The 23628-nt window shown below is 47.5% G+C and carries 26 protein-coding genes; 18 read left to right on the top strand and 8 right to left on the bottom strand.

Features of this window, described 5'->3' with window-relative positions; genetic code table 11:
* Positions 1-66: 66 nt before the first annotated feature.
* The 6 genes from ACFYU8_RS23380 (at position 67) to ACFYU8_RS23405 (ending at position 4284) form a co-directional block, all read left to right on the top strand.
* On the top strand, positions 67-726 hold the full coding sequence (locus ACFYU8_RS23380; RefSeq protein WP_390304292.1) for a hypothetical protein: 660 nt from the start codon (positions 67-69) through the stop codon (positions 724-726).
* Between the two features lie 111 nt (positions 727-837).
* Complete coding sequence (locus ACFYU8_RS23385) at positions 838-2361, top strand: MDR family MFS transporter (protein ID WP_390304294.1); 1524 nt, start codon at positions 838-840, stop codon at positions 2359-2361.
* Between the two features lie 12 nt (positions 2362-2373).
* Positions 2374-2901 (top strand): PadR family transcriptional regulator, encoded by a 528-nt coding sequence (locus ACFYU8_RS23390; RefSeq protein WP_390304296.1) that lies wholly within the window; start codon positions 2374-2376, stop codon positions 2899-2901.
* 96 nt (positions 2902-2997) lie between these two features.
* On the top strand, positions 2998-3288 hold the full coding sequence (locus ACFYU8_RS23395; protein ID WP_106841421.1) for a DUF3817 domain-containing protein: 291 nt from the start codon (positions 2998-3000) through the stop codon (positions 3286-3288).
* A 91-nt stretch (positions 3289-3379) separates the two neighbouring features.
* The gene (locus ACFYU8_RS23400) at positions 3380-3577 is read left to right on the top strand and encodes a hypothetical protein (RefSeq protein WP_390304298.1); all 198 of its coding nucleotides are present in this window, start codon (positions 3380-3382) and stop codon (positions 3575-3577) included.
* Positions 3578-3765: 188 nt separating this feature from the next.
* The gene (locus tag ACFYU8_RS23405; RefSeq protein ID WP_390304300.1) at positions 3766-4284 is read left to right on the top strand and encodes a DUF2179 domain-containing protein; all 519 of its coding nucleotides are present in this window, start codon (positions 3766-3768) and stop codon (positions 4282-4284) included.
* Between the two features lie 79 nt (positions 4285-4363).
* On the opposite strand, the gene ACFYU8_RS23410 is transcribed toward ACFYU8_RS23405, so the two are convergent.
* Together ACFYU8_RS23410 and ACFYU8_RS23415 are read right to left on the bottom strand one after the other, a co-directional pair.
* Positions 4364-5350, bottom strand: a complete 987-nt coding sequence (locus ACFYU8_RS23410) for a hypothetical protein (protein WP_390304302.1) — start codon at positions 5348-5350, stop codon at positions 4364-4366.
* Complete coding sequence (locus ACFYU8_RS23415; protein WP_390304303.1) at positions 5340-5918, bottom strand: sigma-70 family RNA polymerase sigma factor; 579 nt, start codon at positions 5916-5918, stop codon at positions 5340-5342. Before ACFYU8_RS23415 ends, ACFYU8_RS23410 begins: the two co-directional genes overlap by 11 nt.
* Before the next feature lie 188 nt (positions 5919-6106).
* Here ACFYU8_RS23415 and ACFYU8_RS23420 point away from each other — a divergent pair, with 188 nt between their 5' ends.
* The 6 genes from ACFYU8_RS23420 to ACFYU8_RS23445 all read left to right on the top strand — a co-directional run bounded on the left by ACFYU8_RS23420 (position 6107) and on the right by ACFYU8_RS23445 (position 11383).
* Complete coding sequence (locus ACFYU8_RS23420; RefSeq protein WP_390304305.1) at positions 6107-6835, top strand: amino acid ABC transporter ATP-binding protein; 729 nt, start codon at positions 6107-6109, stop codon at positions 6833-6835.
* Positions 6836-6870: 35 nt separating this feature from the next.
* Positions 6871-7713, top strand: coding sequence for a transporter substrate-binding domain-containing protein (locus ACFYU8_RS23425; RefSeq protein WP_390304307.1), 843 nt, complete (start codon positions 6871-6873; stop codon positions 7711-7713).
* A gap of 85 nt (positions 7714-7798) precedes the next feature.
* On the top strand, positions 7799-8452 hold the full coding sequence (locus tag ACFYU8_RS23430; protein ID WP_390304309.1) for an amino acid ABC transporter permease: 654 nt from the start codon (positions 7799-7801) through the stop codon (positions 8450-8452).
* Between the two features lie 15 nt (positions 8453-8467).
* Positions 8468-9118 (top strand): amino acid ABC transporter permease, encoded by a 651-nt coding sequence (locus tag ACFYU8_RS23435; protein ID WP_390304311.1) that lies wholly within the window; start codon positions 8468-8470, stop codon positions 9116-9118.
* Between the two features lie 76 nt (positions 9119-9194).
* Entirely contained in the window at positions 9195-10448 is a 1254-nt protein-coding gene (locus ACFYU8_RS23440) for an ATP-binding protein (protein WP_390304490.1), read from the top strand.
* Positions 10449-10465: 17 nt separating this feature from the next.
* Positions 10466-11383 (top strand): response regulator, encoded by a 918-nt coding sequence (locus tag ACFYU8_RS23445; RefSeq protein ID WP_390304313.1) that lies wholly within the window; start codon positions 10466-10468, stop codon positions 11381-11383.
* A gap of 53 nt (positions 11384-11436) precedes the next feature.
* Here the strand turns inward: ACFYU8_RS23445 and ACFYU8_RS23450 are convergent, their stop codons facing one another.
* Genes ACFYU8_RS23450 through ACFYU8_RS23465 form a run of 4 tightly spaced genes read right to left on the bottom strand, consistent with a single transcriptional unit; the run spans position 11437 to position 14861 of the window.
* A complete protein-coding gene (locus tag ACFYU8_RS23450) occupies positions 11437-12162 on the bottom strand; it encodes an ABC transporter ATP-binding protein (protein ID WP_390304315.1) in 726 nt (241 codons plus the stop codon).
* Positions 12163-12166: 4 nt separating this feature from the next.
* Complete coding sequence (locus tag ACFYU8_RS23455; protein WP_390304317.1) at positions 12167-12973, bottom strand: ABC transporter permease; 807 nt, start codon at positions 12971-12973, stop codon at positions 12167-12169.
* 17 nt (positions 12974-12990) lie between these two features.
* Positions 12991-13572 (bottom strand): nitrous oxide reductase accessory protein NosL, encoded by a 582-nt coding sequence (locus tag ACFYU8_RS23460; RefSeq protein WP_390304319.1) that lies wholly within the window; start codon positions 13570-13572, stop codon positions 12991-12993.
* Entirely contained in the window at positions 13569-14861 is a 1293-nt protein-coding gene (locus ACFYU8_RS23465; protein WP_390304321.1) for a right-handed parallel beta-helix repeat-containing protein, read from the bottom strand. Before ACFYU8_RS23465 ends, ACFYU8_RS23460 begins: the two co-directional genes overlap by 4 nt.
* A 370-nt stretch (positions 14862-15231) precedes the next feature.
* Between ACFYU8_RS23465 and ACFYU8_RS23470 the strand changes: the two genes are divergently transcribed.
* Together ACFYU8_RS23470 and ACFYU8_RS23475 are read left to right on the top strand one after the other, a co-directional pair.
* Positions 15232-15543: a hypothetical protein gene (locus ACFYU8_RS23470; RefSeq protein ID WP_390304323.1), complete on the top strand. Its 312-nt coding sequence runs from the start codon at positions 15232-15234 to the stop codon at positions 15541-15543.
* A 73-nt stretch (positions 15544-15616) separates the two neighbouring features.
* Positions 15617-17191: a glutamate synthase-related protein gene (locus tag ACFYU8_RS23475; RefSeq protein ID WP_390304325.1), complete on the top strand. Its 1575-nt coding sequence runs from the start codon at positions 15617-15619 to the stop codon at positions 17189-17191.
* 190 nt (positions 17192-17381) lie between these two features.
* On the opposite strand, the gene ACFYU8_RS23480 is transcribed toward ACFYU8_RS23475, so the two are convergent.
* A complete protein-coding gene (locus ACFYU8_RS23480) occupies positions 17382-17912 on the bottom strand; it encodes a peroxiredoxin (RefSeq protein ID WP_390304327.1) in 531 nt (176 codons plus the stop codon).
* Positions 17913-17987: 75 nt separating this feature from the next.
* Positions 17988-18872: a hypothetical protein gene (locus ACFYU8_RS23485; RefSeq protein WP_390304329.1), complete on the bottom strand. Its 885-nt coding sequence runs from the start codon at positions 18870-18872 to the stop codon at positions 17988-17990.
* Positions 18873-19109: 237 nt separating this feature from the next.
* Between ACFYU8_RS23485 and ACFYU8_RS23490 the strand changes: the two genes are divergently transcribed.
* From ACFYU8_RS23490 to ACFYU8_RS23505, 4 genes are all read left to right on the top strand, one after another.
* Positions 19110-21197, top strand: coding sequence for a hypothetical protein (locus ACFYU8_RS23490; RefSeq protein WP_390304331.1), 2088 nt, complete (start codon positions 19110-19112; stop codon positions 21195-21197).
* Positions 21198-21406: 209 nt separating this feature from the next.
* Positions 21407-22255 (top strand): HesA/MoeB/ThiF family protein, encoded by an 849-nt coding sequence (locus tag ACFYU8_RS23495; RefSeq protein ID WP_390304333.1) that lies wholly within the window; start codon positions 21407-21409, stop codon positions 22253-22255.
* Between the two features lie 39 nt (positions 22256-22294).
* Entirely contained in the window at positions 22295-23146 is an 852-nt protein-coding gene (locus ACFYU8_RS23500) for a HesA/MoeB/ThiF family protein (protein WP_390304492.1), read from the top strand.
* 8 nt (positions 23147-23154) lie between these two features.
* Entirely contained in the window at positions 23155-23604 is a 450-nt protein-coding gene (locus tag ACFYU8_RS23505; RefSeq protein WP_390304335.1) for a DUF441 family protein, read from the top strand.
* The last annotated feature ends 24 nt before the right edge of the window (positions 23605-23628 follow it).

Genomic DNA, 23628 nt, shown 5'->3' on the forward strand with positions numbered 1-23628 from the left:
AACTTTTGATATAGGCCAGAAGTCATTGCTCTATTTCTTAATCAATCAGTCATAGGAGTCCTTATTATGAAAAAAATAGTAGGTATTGCCTTGATGGTCGCTTTACTAGGCTTTAACGCCTATTTGTGGCCGACATTGATTCACGCGGTAAAAACAGATGGACGAACGGATGCAAAAACAGCATCTGTCTCGCAAAAAGCGGGTACTGCATTGCCCGCCATGGATTTGGCTAATCAAGGTCCGCGCGCCGATAACGTTTCCGCCTATCCAGTTGAAAAGCCAGTAGCAACGTCAGCACCGGCAACAGTGACAGCGTCAACGCCAAAGCAGAATGATGGGAAGCCAAAAACAAAATCGGTAGCAGCTGCAAAATCAAGCAAACCGAAGAAGAACACGCAAAAGACGAAAACCGCAACAAAACCAGTCAAGAAACAGACTGCACGTCCTCCGGTAAATAACGTGCCAACGTATCCGGCCTGGGATGATAACGGCATCTATGTCGTAGACGATGGGGGACCAGGCAGCAATTGGGTGAGGCTGTCGGACGGTTCTTTGATGCGTAAGAGCGACGGGACACGGACTTTTAACCTGCCCTATGATAAGAATCCATTCACCGGAGAGATTAAACCGACAGTGGAGCCGATGTCAGAAGCGGCGTATAAAATGTGGAAGGGAGATCAGGCCCAGCAGCCATCCCCATTCAGCCCGTCACCGTTTGGACGATAATCGATCAGGAAAAAATGCTCCAAGAAAAGGAGTGTTTTTTTTTGATAAGTAGTCAAATTTGAATATAATAATGTATAGTACTTTGATTTGACCAGTCAGGAGGGTGAAGCAATGATTGCAAGAGAAAGTAAAGTGAATAGGGTGTTGGCGGGGCTTCTGCTTGGTCTCCTGATGGCTTCCATGGACAATACGATTGTCGCGACGGCGATGGCTACGATTGTCGGTGAGATGGGCGGCATGGATAAGTTTGTTTGGGTGACATCAGCGTACATGGTCGCTACGATGGCGGGGATGCCGATCTTTGGTAAACTCTCCGATATGTATGGGAGAAAACGTTTTTACATATTTGGTCTTATTGTATTTTTGTTAGGCTCCATTTTATGCGGGACGGCAAACAGCATTGTCGAGTTGAGTATTTATCGCGCGATTCAAGGGATTGGCGGCGGAGCGTTGATGCCGATTGCCTTCACGATTATTTTTGACGTATTCCCGCCAGAGAAGCGCGGCAAGATGACGGGACTTTTCGGAGCTGTATTTGGTACGTCCAGCGTATTTGGACCATTGCTGGGTGCGTATATTACGGAATATGTCAGTTGGCATTGGATCTTTTACATCAATGTACCGATTGGCGCGGTGTCCCTCTGGTTGATCTCGATGTATTACAAAGAGTCGCTGGAATACCGCAAGCAGAGCATTGACTGGTGGGGAGCGATTACGCTTGTTGGTGCAGTTGTGAGTCTAATGTTTGCATTGGAGCTGGGCGGTAATCAATACGCGTGGGATTCGATGCAGATTATTGGATTGTTCTCTTCCTTTTTCTTGTTGTTTGTGATTTTTCTATTTGTCGAGAGGCGGGCATCTGATCCGATTATATCGTTCTCCATGTTCAAGAAGCGGTTATTTGCCACGACAAATGCGATCGCGCTGTTGTATGGCGCTGCTTTCATTATCGCTACGGTGTACCTGCCGATTTTTATCCAAGGCGTATATGGGGGATCAGCGACGAATGCCGGATTACTGTTGACACCGATGATGCTCGGTTCGGTTGCTGGCAGCCAGCTGGGCGGTTTTCTGACGACGAAGACGAGCTTCCGCAATATTATGCTTTTGTCCGCAGTCTTTTTCATACCTGGTATTTTTCTTTTGAGTACGTTGACGCCTGATATTCCTCGTTCGATCGTTACGCTTTACATGGTGATTGCAGGGTTTGGTGTGGGCTTTTCTTTCTCCACCTTGGGAATTTCAGCGATTCATGGCTTTGATATGCGTCAAAGAGGTTCGGCCAGCTCGACGAACTCCTTTTCTCGTTCATTGGGGATGACGTTGGGAATCACCGTGTTCGGGATCTTGCAGCGCAACTCTTTTGAAAACGGCATGTTCTCTGCCTTCGGGGGGCAAGGGATGACGAATGCCATTATGGACCCGCGAGCGATTTTGACACCAGAAGCGCGCGAATCTATTCCGGCACCTGTTTTGGATCAAATGATCGATATTCTCGCTTCGTCGATTGCGAATACGTTTATGTGGGCGCTCATTCCTGCTGTTCTTGCTCTCGTGTGCATTTTGCTGATGGGAAATGATCGGGCGCTAACGAAATCGCCTTCCGCACCAAAACCGAAACTGGAACGCGGATAGAGGAGAATCGTCATGAGTCTAAAATTACTTGTTCTGGGATTGCTGATGGAAGGGGAGAAGCATCCCTACGAGGTTCAGCAGCAGGTGAAGGCCAGGGGAATGGATTGTTACATGAAATACGCCAAAGGCTCACTCTACTATGCCTTCGACCAACTAGAAAAGAGCGGGATGATTGAGGTCAAAGAAGTCATTCGTGAGACTAGCCGCCCAGATAAGACGATGTATGGGATCACGCCAAAAGGCGAAGAGCATTTCCAACAGCTTCTCTTGGAAGAACTGCAAAAACCGATGCAACTGACCAATCCGATCTACGCGGCTCTTACTTTTGCTTCGTACGGTGATCCACAGAAAATGGATGAGGCCTTGGAAGTGAACATCCAGGAGGTAAGACGGTTAACTGGATTATTGGAATCGATCCAGGAGCAGAAAAGAGAGAGGCTTAGCTGGGGGGCACGAACCATTCTGATCGGAGCCATTGAGCATTTGCACGCAGAGATGCGCTGGATGGAACGCATCCGAGAAGAGGCGTGGGGCCGTTGATTTTGAATTTATTATGAACATTGGACTATTTTCATCATTATGATAGTTTTTCATTTATAATAGTGGTAATTTCAAAGGCAAGGATGGTACCCGCACATGATGAACTCTGCCCTCGGACGTTTCCGTCTCATCGGCCTAATCGAAGGGATCTCGTATTTGGTACTTCTCGGGATTGCTATGCCGCTCAAGTATTTTTGGGATTATCCAGCCGCAGTAAAAATTGCCGGCTCGCTTCATGGATTGTTTTTTGTCCTGTATATTTTGGCATTGGCACATGTTACAATGACGAATAAGTGGTCCTTCATGAAAGTGATTGGGGCATTTATCGCTTCATTACTGCCATTCGGCAACTTTGTTCTGGATGCACGCCTGAAAAAAGAGCAGTAAGAATCCATTACACATTAGTAAGCACTAGAAGGCGGGTCATTGTACCCGTCTTTCGTACATATTCAAAAGAGAAAAAATGGAGGGGATCTGTGTGGAGACCAGAATTTTAGCAGGAATTCTTTTGTGGGACGAAGAGGGGCAATATGTTCTCGAAACCGTGATGGAGGACCGTTACCAGCTGGTTTTGCCGCAGATTATCACGCTTGCAATCTCAGAAGAAAAGGTAGCGACGGATGAATTGAACGAACAATATGTCGGTCAAAATGTTATTGCGAGATGTTTTGTTTGATTTGAACAGATAATTCGGAAAAAAGGTGTGGATAGGTGTGGAACTGCGTGACCGCTATGCTGGAAGTTTGCTAGGGTTCAACGCAAAACAACCAAACTTTACCGCTGTTATAAAAATACCTTCAATTATATGATTATCACGATTAGAAAATCATCATGTTACCCGGTCTGGGTGGGGGTAGGAGAGCAATGGGCTTGGCGTTTGTTTTGATCATCATCGGGATCAACATTTTGTACGTTTCGTTTTTTACGCTGCGACTACTGATGGTGATCAAGGGCTATCGGGTGTTGGCATCCGTAGTGGCGATGGTGGAAGTATTCGTGTATTTGAAAGGGTTGGAGATTGTTCTGGACAACCTGGACAATCCGATCAATCTCACAGCCTACTGTATCGGTTGGGGAATGGGTGTATTCATCGGCAGCAAAATCGAGGAGTATTTGGCCTTGGGCTATGTCACGCTGCAAGTCGTTGTGGATTCCGTCGACTTGGAGGTTCCTGTGAAGCTACGTGAACATGGCTTTGGAGTTACTTCTTGGGTAGCAGAGGGACGCGACGGACATCGTCTCATGATGCAAGTGTTGACGAAGCGCAGTAACGAGAAAAAACTGTGGAAGCTCATACATGTGATTGCACCAAAAGCATTCGTGATCTCCTTTGAGCCGAAACATTTGAAGGGCGGCTTCTGGGTGAACCGCCTGCGGGGATAATCCCTTGTGACGATAAACAAAAAAGCAGCCAGTCCTCTTTTGCGGATACAAAGCAAGAGAGGGCTGGCTTTTCGCATTGTTACTGCTGGCTTGCTTTTGCCGCCTGGAGCAGCACTTCTTTAGAAACCGTTGGTGAATCGGAAGCTACACGATACATAATCGTTTGCTCCCCATCATGATCCACCCAAGACAGCTCTTGGTATTGACCGGATTCGCTAAACAAGAACTGGTCGTTTTTCGTGTAATGCGCTTTTTTTCCACGGATGGTTACTGCGTCGTATTTCGTTGTTTCTGGCGTGCTCAATTGTACGTCTAGCTGATCATTCGGGAATCTCTCTATCGTGACAAAGATGCGTTCTTTTTGCTCATTCTCATAGAGGCTCGTATACGCTTCGATAGGGGAAGTTGTTTGTGGAACCACTTTCCAGACGACATTATTTCCTGTTTCTTTGCTTTCTTCCTGAAGCTCATGCAGCCACTGCTGTCCTTCTTGACCCAGCATGACACCGTAGGGGGTACCCTGTTTGCCCTCAAGGAATGAAAAGCTGTCAGGAAGCTGGTGTGGCAAGGCTTGTGAGAGAGAAGCTTCTTCACTGAGGATGGAAGTCCATGCTTTCCAATCTTTCACGACATCTGGCTTTTCTATGCCGATCATGGGGTTTTGTTGAAAGAGAGGGTGCTTCTCTTTTTCCAGCGCTGCGAAATAGACGAGGGCGGTCTCGCCTGTTGCCAGCTTTTTCTCTACGTTTGCCAATTCCAGCCGTATTTCTTTAGGAGTGATTTGCGTCAATGTAAAATCCTTATGGGCTTGAACCTCCATGCGGACAGAGCCTTCATCCACCTTGTACAACAAACTGTGAGTCGCATAACCAAAACCAGTGAGCAGGGCGAACGCTGCTGCAACATGTACCAGCTTTGGACGAAAGCGCAGCCCATGGTGCAAACCCCACTTGCTAGCCCACTCCTTTTTAGCTGCTCTCTCGATTTTGCTGTTCAGTGAAGGATCAATGTGGAGCTTTCCTGCTGCCCATTCATACTCATCTCTCAGCCTTTTTTCAATGAACATGATAAGATGCCTCCTTATTATTGATTCGATGCTCAAAATGCTCTCTCAACTTCTTCATCGCCAAGTGATGTCTCGATTTCACCGTTCCAAGCGGGATTTGGAGAATCGCGGCAATTTCCTCTAAGGAACAATTTTGGTAGTAACGCAGTACGACGATTTCCTTGAGCTTGAAGGATAATTTCTCTACGGCGGGAATGACCTCGAGTTCATCACTGATCGCCCCTAACTGATCCTCCATCCCTGCGACAGGTGCTTCGTATCCTTTTTCCTTTACCCGCTCCAGCAGGCGAAATCTTCGCCAAATGCTTCGATTCCAGTTGCGAACCTGCCGCACAATCAATCCGTTGAACCATGGGATAAAGGGCTGCTCCACATCGTACCTGTCGATGCTTCGAATCAACTCCACGTACACTTCACTCATCATGTCGTCTACATCCTGTTTGTGCGGCGCCAGAAAATAGATCAGGTTGTAGGCGTACGTGCGAGTTGCTCGATAGACTTCTTGAAAAGCTTCTTCCTCTCCTCGGCGCATCCGGATGAGCCAAGGTTTTACGTTTTCCTCTTTCATAGGCCGGCCTCCATTCAGGTCTTACATGATATATTGGCTCCCATTCGCTTGGTAGGTTCACTTCGTTTTTTTATTGCTCGTTATTAGAAAATTTTAAACAGAAAAACTTTTCTTTGTCTTTTTCAGTAGTTTTGAGTAGTTCGACATTAGTATACAAAATAAGACATCGAGCAAGGGGGGATTTAAGGTTGATCAGTTTTCATCAAGTAAATAAACATTACGGAAGCTTTCATGTCCTCAAGAACATCAACCTGCATATCAACCAGGGGGAAGTCGTCGTGGTCGTTGGCCCGTCAGGATCGGGTAAAAGCACGATGGTTCGTTGCATCAATAGATTGGAAACGGTTACAAGCGGAGAACTGGTGGTAGACGGGGTAAAAGTGAACGAAAAAAACACCGATATCAACAAGCTGCGTCGGGACATCGGCATGGTGTTCCAGCACTTCAATCTATACCCGCACAAGACCGTATTGCAAAACATTACGTTGGCACCAACCAAGGTACTGGGAGTATCGCAGAAGGAAGCTGAAGAAACGGCTCTCTACTATTTGGAAAAGGTAGGGATTCCGGAAAAGGCGGAAATGCTCCCAACGCAACTGTCTGGCGGTCAACAGCAACGCGTAGCGATTGCACGAGGGCTGGCCATGCGACCAAAAATCATGTTGTTTGACGAACCGACTTCTGCACTTGACCCCGAGACGATCGGTGAAGTGCTCGACGTCATGAAGAAGCTGGCGAAGGAAGGCATGACGATGGTGGTCGTGACGCACGAAATGGGCTTTGCCCGCGAAGTGGCAGATCGCATCGTGTTTATGGACCAGGGTACGATTCTTGAAGATTCTACGCCAGAGGAGTTTTTCGCAAGTCCGCGTGAAGAGCGCGCGCGTTTGTTCTTGAGTCGGATTTTGAATCACTAATTAAAATAAAAACAATAGAGAAAAGGGGTAATCAGATGAAAGCAAACAAGCTTTGGAAGAAAGTAGCAGGTATGGGTCTCGTACTGATGCTGAGCGCAACTGCATTGGCAGGCTGTGGTGGGGGTAGTAAAGCAGAAGGCGGCGCACAAGGCACACCAGCCGCAGGAACATTGGCAAAAATTAAAGAAAGAGACAAATTCGTAGTCGGAGTGAAGTACGACCTGAACCTGTTCGGTTTGAAAGACCCGGCAACCGGAAATGTAGAAGGCTTCGATATCGATATTGCAAAAGCAATCGCGAAGAAAGTACTCGGTGACGAAAACAAAATCGAACTGAAGGAAGTTACCTCCAAAACGCGTATCCCGATGCTGAAAAACGGAGAAATTGACGCGATCATCGCAACAATGACTATTACGGAAGACCGCAAAAAAGAAGTAGACTTCTCTGACGTGTACTTCCTGGCAGGTCAATCTTTCTTGGTGAAAAAGGATAGCTCCATCAACGGTCTGAAAGATATGCAAAAAGGCATGAAAATCGTGACCGCGAAAGGTTCTACTTCTGCGAAAAACATTAGAGCGAGCGCTCCTGATTTAGAAGTACTTGAATTCGAAAACTACGCGGAAGCCTTCACAGCACTCAAAGCTGGTCAAGGTGACGCGCTGACAACTGATAACGCTCTCCTGTACGGCATGGCGAAACAAGATCCGAACTACCGTGTAACAGAAGAGACCTTCACGGAAGAGCCATACGGCATCGCAATCAGCAAGGGTGACGCTGAATTCGTGAAAACCGTGAACGATCTGCTGAAAGAAATGAAAGAAAACGGCGAATACGACAAGATTTATGAAAAATGGATCGGAACAAAACCTACTAAATAATGCGGTTCGACTCCATAAAGAATGAGCGGTTTACTCTGCCGCTCATTCCCTTATATTCCTACACACAAGGGGGATCGCAGAAGAGATGATCGATTTTACTATCTTATTTGATCACATGGATATGTATCTCGAAGGCTTTTGGAACACCTTGCAGGCGAGCCTACTTGCTCTCGTCGGGAGCTTTGTACTGGGGACACTCTTTGCGATCTTTCGGATTTCTCCGATTCGACCACTCAAGTGGATCGCTACGGCTTACGTCGAGTTTGTGCGTAATATCCCACTGATTCTCGTCGTCTTCCTCTTTTTTGTGGGCCTGCCGGCAATTGGTATCGTGCTGAAGCCTTTCCTTGCAGGGACGCTCGGCTTGACAGTGTATACGGCAGCGTTTATCGCGGAGACGATCCGTGCAGGCATTCTGGCGGTTCCAAAAGGACAGACAGAAGCCGCTCGTTCCTCGGGATTGACGTACGGACAAACGATGCGCTATATCATTTTGCCGCAAGCGATCAAGGTCGTGATCCCGCCGATGGGCAACCAGTTTATCAATCTCGTAAAAAACTCTTCGGTATTAGGTATGATTGCAGGTCTTGACCTGATGTATTTCGGAGACCTGATTTCCGCCGATACGTTTGTTACCTTTGATGTGTACATTTTTGTAGCTGTTTTCTATCTGATTCTGACCCTTCCGTTGAGCGCGTTCGTCAGTTATTTGGAGCGACGCTTGGCTGGAAGCCGATAAGAAGGAGGGGACATCATGGACTTTTTCGGAGCCTATACGCCCAGTCATTTGACCTTCCTGCTCGAAGGCTTTTGGGTCACCTTGCAGGTCGCTTTCCTGTCAATTGTCCTCAGCTTTACCATTGCGATTGTCGTGGGGGTTTTGCGTTACGCAAAGATTCCCGGAGTCTCACTTGTTCTCGGGACAATCGTAGAGCTGGTTCGCAATTTGCCGCTCTTGTTGATTATTTTCTTTACGTATTTTGCTCTCCCTGAAGTGGGAATCAAGCTGGACAAGTTTTGGGCCGCTGTTCTGGCGTTGGTTATTTTCGAAGCAGCAATGCTGTCGGAAATCGTGCGAAGCGGTTTAACTTCGGTCGAAAAAGGGCAGATTGAAGCTGCACGTTCTTCTGGTCTGAATTATGTCCAGACACTGTGGCATGTTGTCCTTCCACAGGCTCTCAGAAGAATGGTTCCGCCGATTGTGAGCCAATTCATTTCGCTCTTGAAGGATACGTCGCTTGCTGTCGTCATCGCTTTGCCAGAGCTGATGAACCATGCGCAAATCATCAACGGACGCAATGTCAACTACGTCATCCCGACCTTCCTGATGGTGGCAGTGATGTACTTTGTCGTCAACTACGCGTTGTCAGTCGTCTCCAAGCGATTGGAAAACAAGCACGCTTAATCGTTCTATCTTTGCAGATCTCCGATTCTTAGTAAAATAAGAATAGGAGATCTTTTTCCGTGTGAAAGGAGCAGCTATGCGAGAACGCCTTTTGATCCTGTTTATTATTATGCTGGCAACTGCTTTTTTTGGAGAGATGAAGGTAAACCCAGTAGGAGGGTCTTTTCGTTTTTCCTTAGGCATCGCTGCTTTCTTTTTCGGGTTGCTGTGGTTTTCGTCCGTACCTGTATTGTTGACGGGATTTTTTACTGGGACGTTTATCTTCGTATTTCGCGTCGGAATGGATGTCTTTTTTGCGTACCGGCCCTATATGGAGAGTGTGGCTGCGCATCTTCCCTCAGCCTTTTTCTATTTCAGCTTTACCGTCCTGTTTTATTTGCTCCGTGCGCGTAGCTATCGAGAATTTCCACTGTGGCTAGGGTTGATAGGTGCATCCATTGATTTCGTCTCCAATGTGGTAGAGATCCAAGTACGACAGTATTTCACTGATTTTCCGCCGATCACCTGGGAAAGCTTTTTAATGCTCCTCTTCTTTGGAGTTCTGCGTAGCTTTTTTGCTGTCGGTTTGTACAACAGCTTTTCGATCAGGCAGTTGCGGGCAGTGGGAGAGGTGCGGCAGCAAGAGCTGGAGCGTCTGCGGATGATCAATACGGAGCTGTATGAAGAAGCCTTTTACTTACGCAAATCAATGACGCATCTGGAGGAAATCACACGAGAGAGCTACCAGCTCTACAGGCGTCTGCTCACCTCGGATCATGAGGAATCCCCGACGGCCTTGGCGATTGCTGAGAATGTGCATGAGGTAAAAAAAGATTCGCAACGGATGCTGGCGGGCATTTCCAAGCTGATTAATCAGGAGGGGCTAGCACCACAGCTGCCAATCAGAGAGCTGTGTGAGTTGGTTGCTCGTGCGAATCAGAAATACGCGGAGATGTTGGGAAAAGATATACAAATCGGGTGGAGCTGTAACATCAATCTGTCAACCAGCCAAATCTATGCGCTGCTCTCCGTGCTAAACAACCTGGTAGCCAATGCGGTAGAGGCGATTCCGACTTCGGGACGGATTGAGCTGAATGTGAAGCTGATTCATCGTCATCTGGTGTTCAGCGTACTTGACAGTGGGCCGGGAATCCCGCTAGAAGAGCAGGAATGGGTGTTCCAGCCCGGATATACGACTAAATACGATGAACAGGGAAATTCATCTACGGGAATTGGACTGACGCATGCTCGCGGGATTGTCCAAAGCCTGCAAGGCAGTTTGCGAATTTTACCTGATCAGAAAGAAATGACGCACTTAGAAGTACAAATTCCGACCGATCAATTGCTCTGAAAGGAGGGAGTGTAGCAATGATACGTTTCTTTTTAATTGAAGACGATGCTGTGGTGCGCCGCATGCTCGAACGGATTATTCAAGACAGCGGGCTGGGCGAAATTGTAGGGCAAGCCAGCGACGGCAGTCACGTATCGATTGATCAACTGTATGGGGTCGATGTCATTTTGATCGACTTGTTAATGCCGGGGCTCGATGGCATCCAAACGATCAAAAAGTTGCAGGCAGACGGTTTTGCAGGCCGCTTCATCATGGTGTCACAGGTGGAAAACAAGGAAATGATCGGGGAGGCTTACTTGCAGGGGATTGATACCTTTATTCAAAAACCGATCAACCGCCTGGAAGTCATGGCTGTGTTGAAGCGGGTATCGGATTACTTGTCGCTGGAAGCGTCTCTGCAAACGATCCGCAAATCGCTGCAAATCTTGGATGTCAAAGCAAAAGAACCGCATACCAGCGGCTTGAAAGGCCAGTCGTCCGATCAGGACAACCTGGCGCAAAAAGCGAGAAAATTGCTGTTGCAGCTAGGGATCGCGAGTGAAGCGGGTGCTCCCGATCTGCTATTGATCATGGAATGGCTCGTGCAGGATGAGCGACAAGGAGACAAGCTGCACGAATTACAGCTCAAGGAACTGTATACACAAATGTTGCTAAAGGTGCATGCCAACCTGGATGAGCATGGGATTACCAAAGAGGTGCGTGCCATGGAACAACGGATTCGCCGAATGGTCCTACAAGCCTTTACGCATCTTTCCTCATTGGGGTTGACCGACTATGCCAACCCTACCTTTGAACATTTTGCACCACGACTGTTTGACTTTCAAGAAATTCGCCAACGGATGCAAGAGCTGGAGGCGGGAGAAAAAACGACGAAGTGCCGGATTAGCGTGAAAAAGTTTTTATCTGTCTTTTATATGGAAGCAAAAGCGCTATAAATAGCAAAAACGCGGGAGCTGATCAACGATCAATTCTCCCGCGTTTTTCTTATTCATACTTTTGCCTGATTAACAAGCTCAGAGAAGGCCCCGTACAAACCAATTGCTCCATATTGCTGCTGGTACTCTTGTATCGATCCATCCCGTACGATTTTCCCGTTCATCAGAAAAATCGCTCGATCCGCCACAGCATCTGCTACCTGCAGCTGATGCGTCGTAAAGAGGACGGATTGCCCTGAGAGCTTTACTTCGCGCACGAGATCTACGAAAGCATCCATCCAATACGGATCGAGTCCGTTGGTCGGTTCATCGAGGACGACGAGTGCAGGCTTTGCCAATATCGCTTGGGCAAACAAGAGGCGCTGCTGCATGCCCTTGGAGAACTGCGACACCCGTTTGTTTCTCACTTCATGCAATCCAACCGTTTTTAGCAGTCGATCCGCCTCTTCTGCGGTGCGATTGCGCAGGGAAGCGTAAAATTCGAGCGTTTCTTTGGCAGTAAGTCCCGCAGAAAAAGTAAAGTGATCCGGCATATAACCGATTTCTTGCAAATACTCCACACGATTATCGTTCCAGTTTAACCCGTTTAGCTGAATGATTCCCGAAGAAGGCGGGAGAATACCGACCAGCATCCGCAGGATCGTACTTTTTCCTGCACCGTTACCGCCGCATAACGCGACGACCTGACCGGGTGCAATGTCCATACTGAATGGGTGGACGATTGTTTTGCCATTGATTTCCTTGGTGACCTGATCGATGGTGAGTCCTAACATATTCATCGCATTACCTTCTTTCCCATACCCGGATGGCTATGAACAGGGTCGCACTGATCCAGAGCAGACTGAGTGCGACGAAGATGAGATCACCAAGCGGGGAGTTGGCCCAGTACACCCATTTGTAGTATTCAGGTCCAAAGATCGAGCCTCCGCCTAATCTGGCAACGGAAAAGATTCGTACGAACTCCGCTGGATTGAGAAACGTTGCGAGCTGAAGCAGAGGCTTGATCCATGTATAAGGGACGAAGCTGAGCACAGAGATCAGCAGAGTAGGCCATGCCAGAATATAGAAGAACCAGATGCTGACACCCATCGTCAAAGCCTGCCAACGATTTTTACTGATGGCGCCAATCAGCATAGCAATGCCCAAAAATAACAGAATGAGACAGATGGAAAAGGCAAGCAAAAACAAGAGAGTAGAAAATGCAAAGCTTTTTCCTAACAGCATGCCGGCCACACCAGACAACCCATACCCGAAGCTGACAATCGCAGTTAACACGAGTGCTTGTCCCAAGTATTTCCCCAACAAGAACGAGGAGGTTGTCATGGCGTAGGTAGAGAGGAGCTGCCAGCTTCCCTCTTCTTTTTCCGCCGTCAAGGAAAAAGAGGAGAGAAGCATTGTCATCAGAGGCAGCAAATACAAAATCAGATTCAGCATGGTACCTGTCGTGTACGTATAACCCTTCATGTAGGACTGCGATTGGATGATCAAGAGTCCCAAACTAAACAGGGAGAACAGAGCCATAAACGAGTAGGACCATGGATTGCGGAAGCCTACCTTCACTTCTCGTTTGGCAATCAGGTTGATGTGCAAAGACTCCACTTCCTCTGTTAGTTGTGTGTGGTTGGGGTAGTACTGCTGCTTCCGTGATCGGCAGGCTTGCTTTCATGACCGCCATTATGTTGACCTTCGGAAGAGTGGCCATCTTTGTTCATGTGCTTGCTCATGCCGTTTTCCCAGCTATGATTTTTCAACTCTTCTGCGCTCATAACAATGCCTTTATTTTGTTCCTGAACGAATTTGTCTGCACCAGATTTCTCATTGAAGGAATAGATGCCATACGTCATTGGAGTTTTGAAGTCTTTGTCGTAAGCGTAAGTAGCTTGCTCTGCTTTTGTCCATTCTGCTGTGTAGTAATCGCGGACAAATTGTACAGCCACGTTATCGGTTCCATTCTCTTTTGTCCAGTTGTGCATGCAGCCAAGATCATCGAACTTCAGTGCTTTTCCATCTTTTAAGACGATTTCCGTAGCATTGTGATCGTTAGGGACATGCATTTTGCAAAGGTCGCATTTGTCCACGCCTTCCGCGATATCTACAGGTTTCGGCTCTTCGTTTCCGCAGCCGACCATAAGCAGACTGATACCGATAATTGCTCCGATTGTTGTGCACCATTTTTTCATTTTGTTCATGATTTTTTCACTCCTATATAAATGATTGAACAGCTTCCTATTAACAAGATAAGTCCAAGAATGCCTGCACCCCAACCGCTCGTTTTCCCGGATTCAATTAGCACGGTGTCCGAGGGTTGCATTAAAGGAGATGCGTCCTTGATTGCTGAGCCGGCCCCACTCGTAAACAAGCCTTCCAGAAACACGAATCCCGGGGCTTGAAAAAACAGCTGGTAGGCAGGAACCGCATCGGTCAAACCCAGGTAAAAAGGATTCATTTCGTACGGCAAATCACTGCGGGAATCCCCGTTCACATCGAGTCCTTGCAGATTGTCCCAGTAGTTTTTGTTTAAGTTATTGTTCTGACTATCCTGGGCTTGCGCTTGGATGACGTTGGAGACAAATTGGTTATCGGTTAATACGTTGTCAGAAGAGGCCAAAAACTGCATGCCGATAAAGTTGAGACTGAGTAAATTGTTCTTGACCGTAATGCCGGATGATTGCTCTAAATACAGTCCAACACGGTTCCCCTCAATCGTGTTGTTTGCAACCAGCGTATCCTGTACGGTAATGAGAAGAATTCCTTGCGAACCAGGATTTTCTTGCTGTTTCAAAAATTGATTCCCAGTAACCGTCAATTTGCGCGACTCCATAAGTTGGGAGCCTGTCACATTTTCCATTCCAATGTTGTTGATGACCGTCGTATCAGAGGTGCCCATGAAGTGATAGCCGTACCGCGATTTCGTCACCAGATTTTGTTCCAGATGGTTACGATCGCTATTTTCGACGTAAAAGCCATCTTCGACATTCGTCACCTGATTTTTGATGAAACGGTTATGATGCGATTCACGCAGGTCGATTCCGTTCCCTCTTCTCGCTTTTTCCGTTTGCTTTGGCTTTACTTCAGGCTGTGCCCCGTGATTATGTCCAGTACTGGTCGTTGGGCTGCCATCGCCTTTGATTTTTCCGATGACCTGAACGTTGTGCAGCGTGTTGTAGTCTGCTTGCCGTAATTGAATACCGATCCCTTTCGTTTCAACGATGACATTCTCCAGGAAGTTTTGATCGCCACGGATGACAACCGCGGCAACATCACTGTTGATTCGTTTGTCCACGATATGGATTCCTTGCACGCTCACATTGTCGCTTTCAATCGTGAGCGTTGCTTCCTCCTCGGTCGGATTGATGATCTTCACTGGATCATCAGCTACCAATTGAATCGGCTTGGTAATGCGGATAGGACCTTTGTACAAACCATACGGGATGGTAACGGTATCGTTAGGGCGTGCTTGATCAATCATCGCCTGCAAGGAGTCAGAATCTGCAGGCGTCGCCTTGGCTGTGATCGGCAGCTGTAGAGCAACGATACAAATGACGGAGACGAAAAGTAGCGGGAGAGATAATTTTCGATTGTTCCATCGTAATGACAGGGTGCATCCTCCCCTATTCCACTAGAGAGCTCTCTTATTTATTGCCGGGTATTCGGCTGCTAGCTACATTTAGGATAACAGTCTCTTTTCATTTTCGTATGACTCAACCGGGCTATAAAACGTGTCAAAAAACGCAACGATTATAAAAAAATGGAACGGTGCGAGGGCCTTACGTCTGAGGTGGCATTGTGCAACCAAAGCGGTCATACTAAATGGGAGAGAAGGAAGAGGCGAAAAGGAGAGACGATACATGGATGTAAACATAGAGAAAGCACTGCGCACGACGCTGGAATATTGGGACCGGATGAAAAAGAGCCACGAGGATGACGCGGAGGACGATGCGAATCAGTTTGAGGCTTCCTTTTACCGCATGATGGAGCAAATCCGCGAGTGGTATGGTCAGCTGGAGACGAAGCCGGATACGCTAGAGGATGCACTGCTTCTTCCTGACGTGGCAGAGATTGCAGAGCTGCTGCCTGTAGAGATTATGTTGAACTTTGAAACTGAGCTGGAATTGATCGTAGATGGGCAAATACGGGAGGATGATGAGAAATACGATTAAAAACAGAGAACTTGTTGCATCCTATCCTTGACATGATTTACTAGAATATTGTGTTTGGGGAGGGTAAGCACAAGTGGTACCTACTCTGTTATGCGTCATAATCTTCATCATTCTTTTACCACCCATTGTATTTTTCGGTTACATGTATGCCCTGTCTAAACAGCCGAAGCACTCCATTATTCGTTCCCATCCGTTTTTGGGGTGGATGCGTTATTTGCTGGAAAAGCTCGGGCCTGAGCTTCGTCAGTATTGGTTTGACGATGATACAGACGGTAGACCGTTCTCCAGAGCTGATTTCGTGGGCCTCATGTATGCGGCCAAATACCGGACGGACCTGATTTCGTTCGGAGGGAAACGTGATTATGAGAAGCCCGGCTTCTATTTGTCCAATGCAATGTTTCCAAAGCTGACGAGTGAGCTGCGGATAGACAACGAAAAAGTCGTCCCCGGCAGAAAATACGAAATTACCCATGAAGGTCTGTTCACGAGAAGAGAAAAATTTATCGAGGAACAAGAGGTAAAGCCGTGGTTGCTGCATGACGAGGATGTTATCGTCGTGGGAGAAAATCGGAGGCAGCCTTGGCGGTTGAAAGGGATGTTTGGTGCTTCGGCTACCTCCTTTGGAGCAGTGGGAGAGAACTATATCATGTCCACAGGCTATGGGGCACGTATGGCTGGCGGCTCTTGGATCAATACAGGAGAGGGTGGCGTTGCTGAAGTTCACCTCTCGACAGGCTCGGATATCATTTCGCAAATCGGGCCAGGGATGTTTGGCTTCCGTGATGACAAGGGTAAGTTTTCGATCGAAGAATTCAAGAACAAGGCGAGTATTTCTAATATCAAGGCGTTCGAGCTGAAGTTTCATCAAGGGGCCAAAATTCGCGGAGGTCATCTCGAGGGCTCCAAGGTCACGGAAAAAGTCGCGGCAGCACGGCTCGTACCTGTAGGACAAACGGTCAACTCACCGAACCGCTTCGAGTTCCTCACCAATCCGGAGGAAGCCTTGCGATTCATCGGCAGTTTGCAGGAGGCAGGGGGCAAGCCAGTCGGTGTGAAAATCGTCGTCGGCGATCCGAAGCGATTGGAGCCGTTTTTTGAGAAGATGGTGGAGTTGTCGATTTATCCGGACTTCATTACGGTAGATGGCTCTGAGGGCGGGTCGGGTGCGATGTTCAAGGCGATGGCAGACGGCATGGGCTTGCCGCTCTTCGCCGCGCTCATCATTCTCGATGATACGATGAGGAAATTCGGTGTACGGGATCGCATCAAAATTTTTGCTTCCGGTAAGCTCGTTACCCCCGACAAAGTAGCCATCGCCATGGCCTTGGGAGCGGATTGCGTCAACTCCGCGCGCGGCTTCATGATTGCCACTGGCTGCATCATGGCGATGCAATGCCATACAGGCAAATGTCCGACAGGGGTTACTACGACGGATTCCCAATACCAGGAGGCGTTGGTTCCGGCAGAAAAGCAGTGGCGTGTCATGAACTATATTTTACAGCTGAGAGAAGGGTTGTTCTCGTTGGCTGCTGCGTGCGGTTTAGAGAGTCCGACTGAGCTTAGGAGAGAGCATGTCGTGTTTACAAATGAAAGCGGGGAGACCATGCGTGTGGTTGACTTGTTTCCGTACCCGGTCGTGTCCAGATAAACAATAACCATTTGCAAATGATGGAAGTAATGGTATGATATAAAAATCAGGCTATAGTACACCTTCCTTCTAACCCAACTAGCTATTAGGGGTACTGCTTTCCTGATTTTTTTATGCCTATATTTCCAAAATGAAAAAGGCCGTATGATCCTGTGAAAGCGATCATGCGGCCTTTGTGTATGTCTATCGATTAGGATATCGTGTTTTGCCCAGGCTTCCAGTCCATTGGGCACAATCCTCCTGATTGCAGAGCTTCGATTACACGGAGTGTCTCATCTACGCTTCTACCAACCTTGGAGTTGGAGATGACTGCATATTGCAGGATGCCTTCTGGATCAATGATGAAGCTGCCGCGCAGAGGAGCTTTTGTTGCTTCGTCTAGCACGCCGTATGCAATGGTCGCTTCTTTGCTGTAATCAGAAGCGAGGGGGAACGAGAGTGGACCGATGCCTTCACTCGATCTCATCCATGCTTTGTGTGTATGTATGCTGTCGCCACTAATGCCAAGTACCTCGACATTTAGATCCGAGAACTCCTTGATCCGGCGGTTGAGGCTGAGGATTTCTGTCGGGCATACTTTCGAAAAGTCAAATGGGTAAAAGAACAAAAGAAGCCATTTTCCACGATAGTCTACCAAGCTCTTTGGCAGGGGAAATCCGTTGTCAAACGTTACGGTGTCCATCGTAAAATCAGGTGCAGGAAGTCCAATACGTGCTGTCATAGATCGATCGCCTCGTTTCTGATACCGTATGTCTGGTATTGGTATCAAAGTATCACGAAAGATCAAGACAATCAATTAGTTCTGAATATCAGAAGTATAGTGGAGCTTTTTTGTATCGTTCTTTTGTAGAAGGAAGAAAACGATTGGAAGAAAGGCGACCAAGAAACAACAGGCGGCGAGAATCGGAAATACGGATATTTCTAAAACAGCACGACCGAGATAGGTTTGCAAGCCGATTGCAGCTAAACCGAGCAAGTAGGCGATACCTGCGAGATGGATGAATCCAGTACGAGCAGTGGACACATGCTTTTTACGTTCAGCTAACCAAGCGACAAAAGGTACTGCTTGCAGCGCATGAAAGCCAATACCGTGGAGCCAAATGATATTCCCTTGTTGCCCGACCACTCGACCAGCATTGAATGAAATCCAGAGGCCTGCCGCAAACGAGAGAATAATCGCAATCATGGCATAGCGGATGCCAACTGCCAGCCCTGGGCGTAGTGAATAAGCTTTTCTGCGGAAAAACTGAATGGCAATGAATACATAAAAGAGGACCAAGAGAAGAGCCACAAAAGTAAAAATGGAACCGACTGCGGCGTCAAAGGGTGTGCCATTTTTGACGAACCTCGGGTCCACGCCGCGGAAGTTTTGTACGGTTTCCGCCCCGTAAGAATAGAAAGCAAGCAAGATATAAGACCAGCGAAAGATAGCTCTACTTCGCGTGCCCAGGGCAGATAACGGAATGATTGCGGCTGTCGACAATAAAAATATTCCAAGTGCGGCATTAAAGGAAAATGCTTTCGAGACATCGCCATTAGGAGCGACGGGCCCTCCGTATAGCAGGACCCAGATTGCGCATATGGCAGCCAGTAAGAAGCCGAGCAAGCCGGTATACACTAACCATTTCTCTCCTTGAAATAAAGGGGGTGCTGTATGACTTTTCATAACAGATTGATTCATGAATCGAGTTCTCCCTCCTGTAAAGTTTTGGTACTCTGCTATTCACTTTACAGGGATGAAGAATACGGAACAACGGGCAGCGGAATGAAATCGAATTAGGTCCAGCGACTGATTTCTGTCTCGTTCCTGCGGGAAAGCTTTACCATCTGGAAAAGTTGAAGTAAGATGGTTAAAAATTACAAAAAGGAATAAAAAATCAGGCTATTGTACACCTTCCTGATTTTTTTCGTGATGCCGATGAAAAATCAAATCTACCTTCGCCGGAAAAATAAAATGATCGTACATCAGGGGCAGCATGAACTGCCTATCTCTTATTTAGCTGCGGCTTTGCGCAATATTGAGAGCTTGGGCTATACATTTTCACTGGAATTGCTGGAAAGAATCCGGACGCTGTCAGAGGGAGAGTTTTTCGCGCTCTATTCGGACGTGGTAGCTGTGCTCAAAGTAAAGGTCGGGGCATCCCGACAGTACAAGCCGATGTATCCGAATTTTCCTAAGCAAGTCATGGAGGCTAGCGAGGGTGAGCTGTTTGTAAATGCGATCATTCATTATTTGACGTTGGACCTTCCTGTGCACGAAGTGAAAAAGCGGTTGCCTTTGCTGAGAGAATCTCGCCTGAAGTTGATTCATTTGGGCACAGATGAAGAGTTGCTACAGATAGGCATGAACTTGCTGCGCTCCAATAGCTCACTCTCTGCTACTGACAGGGAAGACTTGGAGGGCTTGATTCAGACCTATGAAGGAATCGCAGAAGCTCTGCCAGCGGAGATTCCCCAAAAGGAAAACGTGGCGATCGCTGCATGCCTGTTGCTCAAGTATGACAAGCTTCCTGCTACTTTTTTTGCTCACTATTGCAAGACCGCAACAGATGTTTTGCGTCTGGCAGTGGCACTGTCTGACGGGGATGTGAGCTTGGCAGAGCCTGCAAAATTTCGCAAGTTCAAACGCGGGGAAAGAAGACTGCTCCTCCGCCTGCTGGAAGCCAGCTCGAATATCGTAGAAGACATGAATCGTTACAAAAACAGATGGATTCGTCTCGGGGAAATCTTGCATCCGTTTGAATATAAGGATCGCTATCCGAAAGCGGTAGAAGCATTTGATATTTTGCGCAACAATCATAAGGTTGAGACGTTCAATAGCCAAGTAGAGCGAGCTCTGGTCAGTGCGGATGTGAATACAGCGATCAAGCTGCTCGAACAGCGGCCAGGGGAATTTGCCCGTCGTCTGGATCATTTGTTGCGTTTGACAGAGCAGGGAAGTCCAGTCCTTTCTGCCTTCGAAAAAATTGCGCACGGTGTATCGACTCCTGTTCTTTTGCAAGTCATGAAGCACTTCGACAAACGGGATAGCTACGGGGAATGGCGTACCTTTTTTCCGAAAGGGCAAGTGGCGAAAGTACAGACAATCGAAAACAGGGTGCCAGGGCTTCCAGAGGACATCAGAAAGAAGGCAGCGGATATTTGCCGGACCTCCTTGTTGAACCGTTTTGCCCAATTGCCGGCACTTGGCAAGGTCTATATTGATCCGCAGCTGCACGAGCACCTCGTTCCGTTTTCAATGCGATCCGCGAGCAAAGCACTGCGCACGATTGCACGCGGCTCCCGGCTATCGATCCCGGATGGAGGGACCATTCGCTTTTTTCTATGGTGGAAGGAAGGGATCGTCAACGATGTCCCTACAGGCAGAGTCGATATCGATTTGTCCGCCGTACTCTATAACGAGGACTGGAAATACATGGAGCATATTTCCTATACCAATCTGCGTTCTGACAAGTATCAAGCGTGTCATAGCGGGGATATTGTTGAGGCTCCCAAAGGCGCGTGCGAATTCATCGATCTCGATATCGACTCTATCATCCGTTACGGTGGTCGATATGTCGTCATGAACCTGTATTCATTTACGAGTCAGCCGTATTGCGATTTGCCTGAATGCTTCGCGGGCTGGATGATTCGTTCGGCGCCGCAGACTGGGGAGATTTTCGAGCCGCAGACGGTACAAGACAAGATTGACCTCGCCGCAAACACGCGGATTTGTATCCCAGTCATTCTCGATCTCGTGGAGAGAAAAGTGATTTGGACGGATATCGCCCTGAATTCTGATCCGAGGTTTGCCAACAATGTGGAGTCCAATGCCGGAGGGGTGGAGCTGATGGGAAGAGCGCTCACCTCGTTGGTGAAGCCTACATTGCATGAGTTGTTCATGCTTCATGCACAGGCGAGAGGGACGCTGACTGATCAAGCTGAAGAGGCAGATACGGTATTTTCCTTGGAAGAGGGAATTACCCCGTTTGATACGGAGATCATTATGGCGGATTATATGCAGTAAGGTTAGGGGAGTGTAAGGCTTGGGTTCGGTATTGTACCGGACTCAAGCCTTTTTATTTTGTCTATTCTAGCTAAAAATTTTTCTCCAATGTTCATGGAAATTTCAAAAAAAAACCAGTTAATAGTCATAATGAGCTATTTTTTTGCTAGTAACTGGAACTCTATAATGTCAAATGTAAATGGACAATTTGGAAAGAGGAGGAAGAAGAATTGGAAGTGGATTCGTTTTATTGGGAAATGGTTAAGAAAAATATTGGCGTGTATACCACTGAGGAACAAAACCGCTTAAAGGAAGGAAAGGTCATCATATTTGGACTCGGCGGGGTCGGGGGAATGGAAGCGATTCTTTGCGCCCGCATGGGGATCGGGCATGTCACCGGAGTAGATCCTGATGAATTCGAGGTTTCTAACATCAATCGTCAGATGCTGGCTACGGTACATTCATTGGGTAAATCAAAAGCGTCGACGGCTGAAGAAGTTCTTCAATTCATCAACCCATACCTATCTGTTCGATGCGTCCAGGCAAATGTGGATGAAGACAATGTGCTTGAACTGATGAAAGGGCACGATCTGGTGATTGAAGCAGTGGACGATGTACCCTCCCGTGTCATCATACACCGGACTGCTCGTGAGCTGGGTATACCAAGTGTGGGCATGTCAGGAAGTCCCCCAACTCGCGGATTTGTCTCTTCCTTTTTTCCAGACGGCGTCACGTACGAAACTGCATTGAACATTCCAGGAGCAGGGGAAAAGTTGACCAATGAAGCATTACGCCAAGAGATTGCCGACATAAAAAAAGCCAGGGCCTGGCATTCTGTCAAAGAAGGAGCTCCAAAGGAATGGGCAGAGGATTTTTGTGCGGGAAAGGCTGGCTGGATTATTACACCAGTTCGTGCCCATCTCATAGCGCTTTTCAGCTTTCATGAAGCCGTGCAAATCTTGACAGGCAGAGAACCGTTGGCACGCGCACCCAAAGGAGTTCTCATTAATCTAGATACGGACACACCGGTAAAAGTGACAACTCCCCCTGATGGAACGTGGGATTATGCAACACTCTAACGATTTTGAAAGAACAGAGGAGAGGATCGTGTGTCATTGATGGAAAATAACCAATTATACGATATGAGTTTTACCCGCAATTTTGGAATCATTACGAGTGAGGAGCAAACCAAGCTGCGAAATGCCAGAGTAACAGTAGTAGGTGCAGGTGGCGTGGGTGGAATCACATTGATTCAGCTCGCCCGGATGGGTGTAGGGAAGCTTCATGTCATCGATCAAGACTCGTTTGAGGAAAGCAATCTCAATCGCCAAATGCTCAGCTTTGTCAGCAAAATCAACTCTCCCAAGGCGGAAGTAGCGAAGGAAATACTCTACGATATCAATCCAAAGCTGGAAGTAAAGGTAACAAGGGAGTTTGTAACCGAAGAAAATGCGCATGATCTGCTCGGTGATACGGATATGATTATAGATGCGACTGATAATCTTGTTGCACGGGTGATCATTCATAGAGCAGCAGCCGATCTGGGTATTCCCTCCATCTGGATTGCGGTAACACCACCTTTCCGTGGAGGAGTCATGTGTATGACACCCGACTCCTTGCCCTACGAGGTAGCAATGAGACACCCCTCCTATCAACAGCCTCTCACTCCAGAGATGCGTGAAACAATTAATCAGATCAAGGACGAGCGTGCAAAGTATTCCGTATCGCAAGGCGCTTTGCCTGAATGGGCAGATGCCTATGTAAAAAGAGAGGCTCCGTGGGCAGTGCTTGCTCCGGTAGCGAATATCGTCGGCGTATTGGCTAGCTTTGAGGCATTCAAACTAATCATTCAGAGACCAGGCCTATTGCCAACCATTGCTCCCAATCTGGTCAAAGTCAATTTAGCTTCGGTTCAAATGGTACAGGTGGAAGCCCCGGCAGAGGGTAGCTGGGATAACACGCTACTATAGGGATTGCTATGCTACATACAACCATTATCTTATTGCTAATCGCCTTCTTGTCATTTGTGGCAAAGGATCTGGCTCTTGCCTATGCTTCACTCCTGCTGTTGGGATTATCCCTGCTGAAAGCAGTGCCTGTCATGGAGGCAATCCAAAAACCCATTTTCCATGTCGGTCTGTTTTGTCTGATGGTATTCTTATTGATCCCGCTTGCCAAAGGAAAGTATGATTTCATCGCCCTTGGCAAGGAAATGGTAAGTTGGAAAGCGACTCTAGCTATTCTGGCAGGGTTTATCATCTCTTATGTTGGGGGAAAAGGCTTAAGTATTTTGCCAGCTCAACCGGTCGTTTTCATTGGCGTAACAATTGGAACCCTTTTGGCAGTGTTACTGACAAATGGGCTGCCCGCTGGTTTGATCATTGCAGCCGGATGTATCGCTTTGCTTTCGAAAATATTTAATCTGTAGTACCCTCTAAATCTAAATTTGAAA

It is taken from the genome of Brevibacillus sp. NPDC003359, assembly GCF_042878995.1.
In the GTDB taxonomy this organism is placed as follows: Bacteria; Bacillota; Bacilli; order Brevibacillales; family Brevibacillaceae; genus Brevibacillus.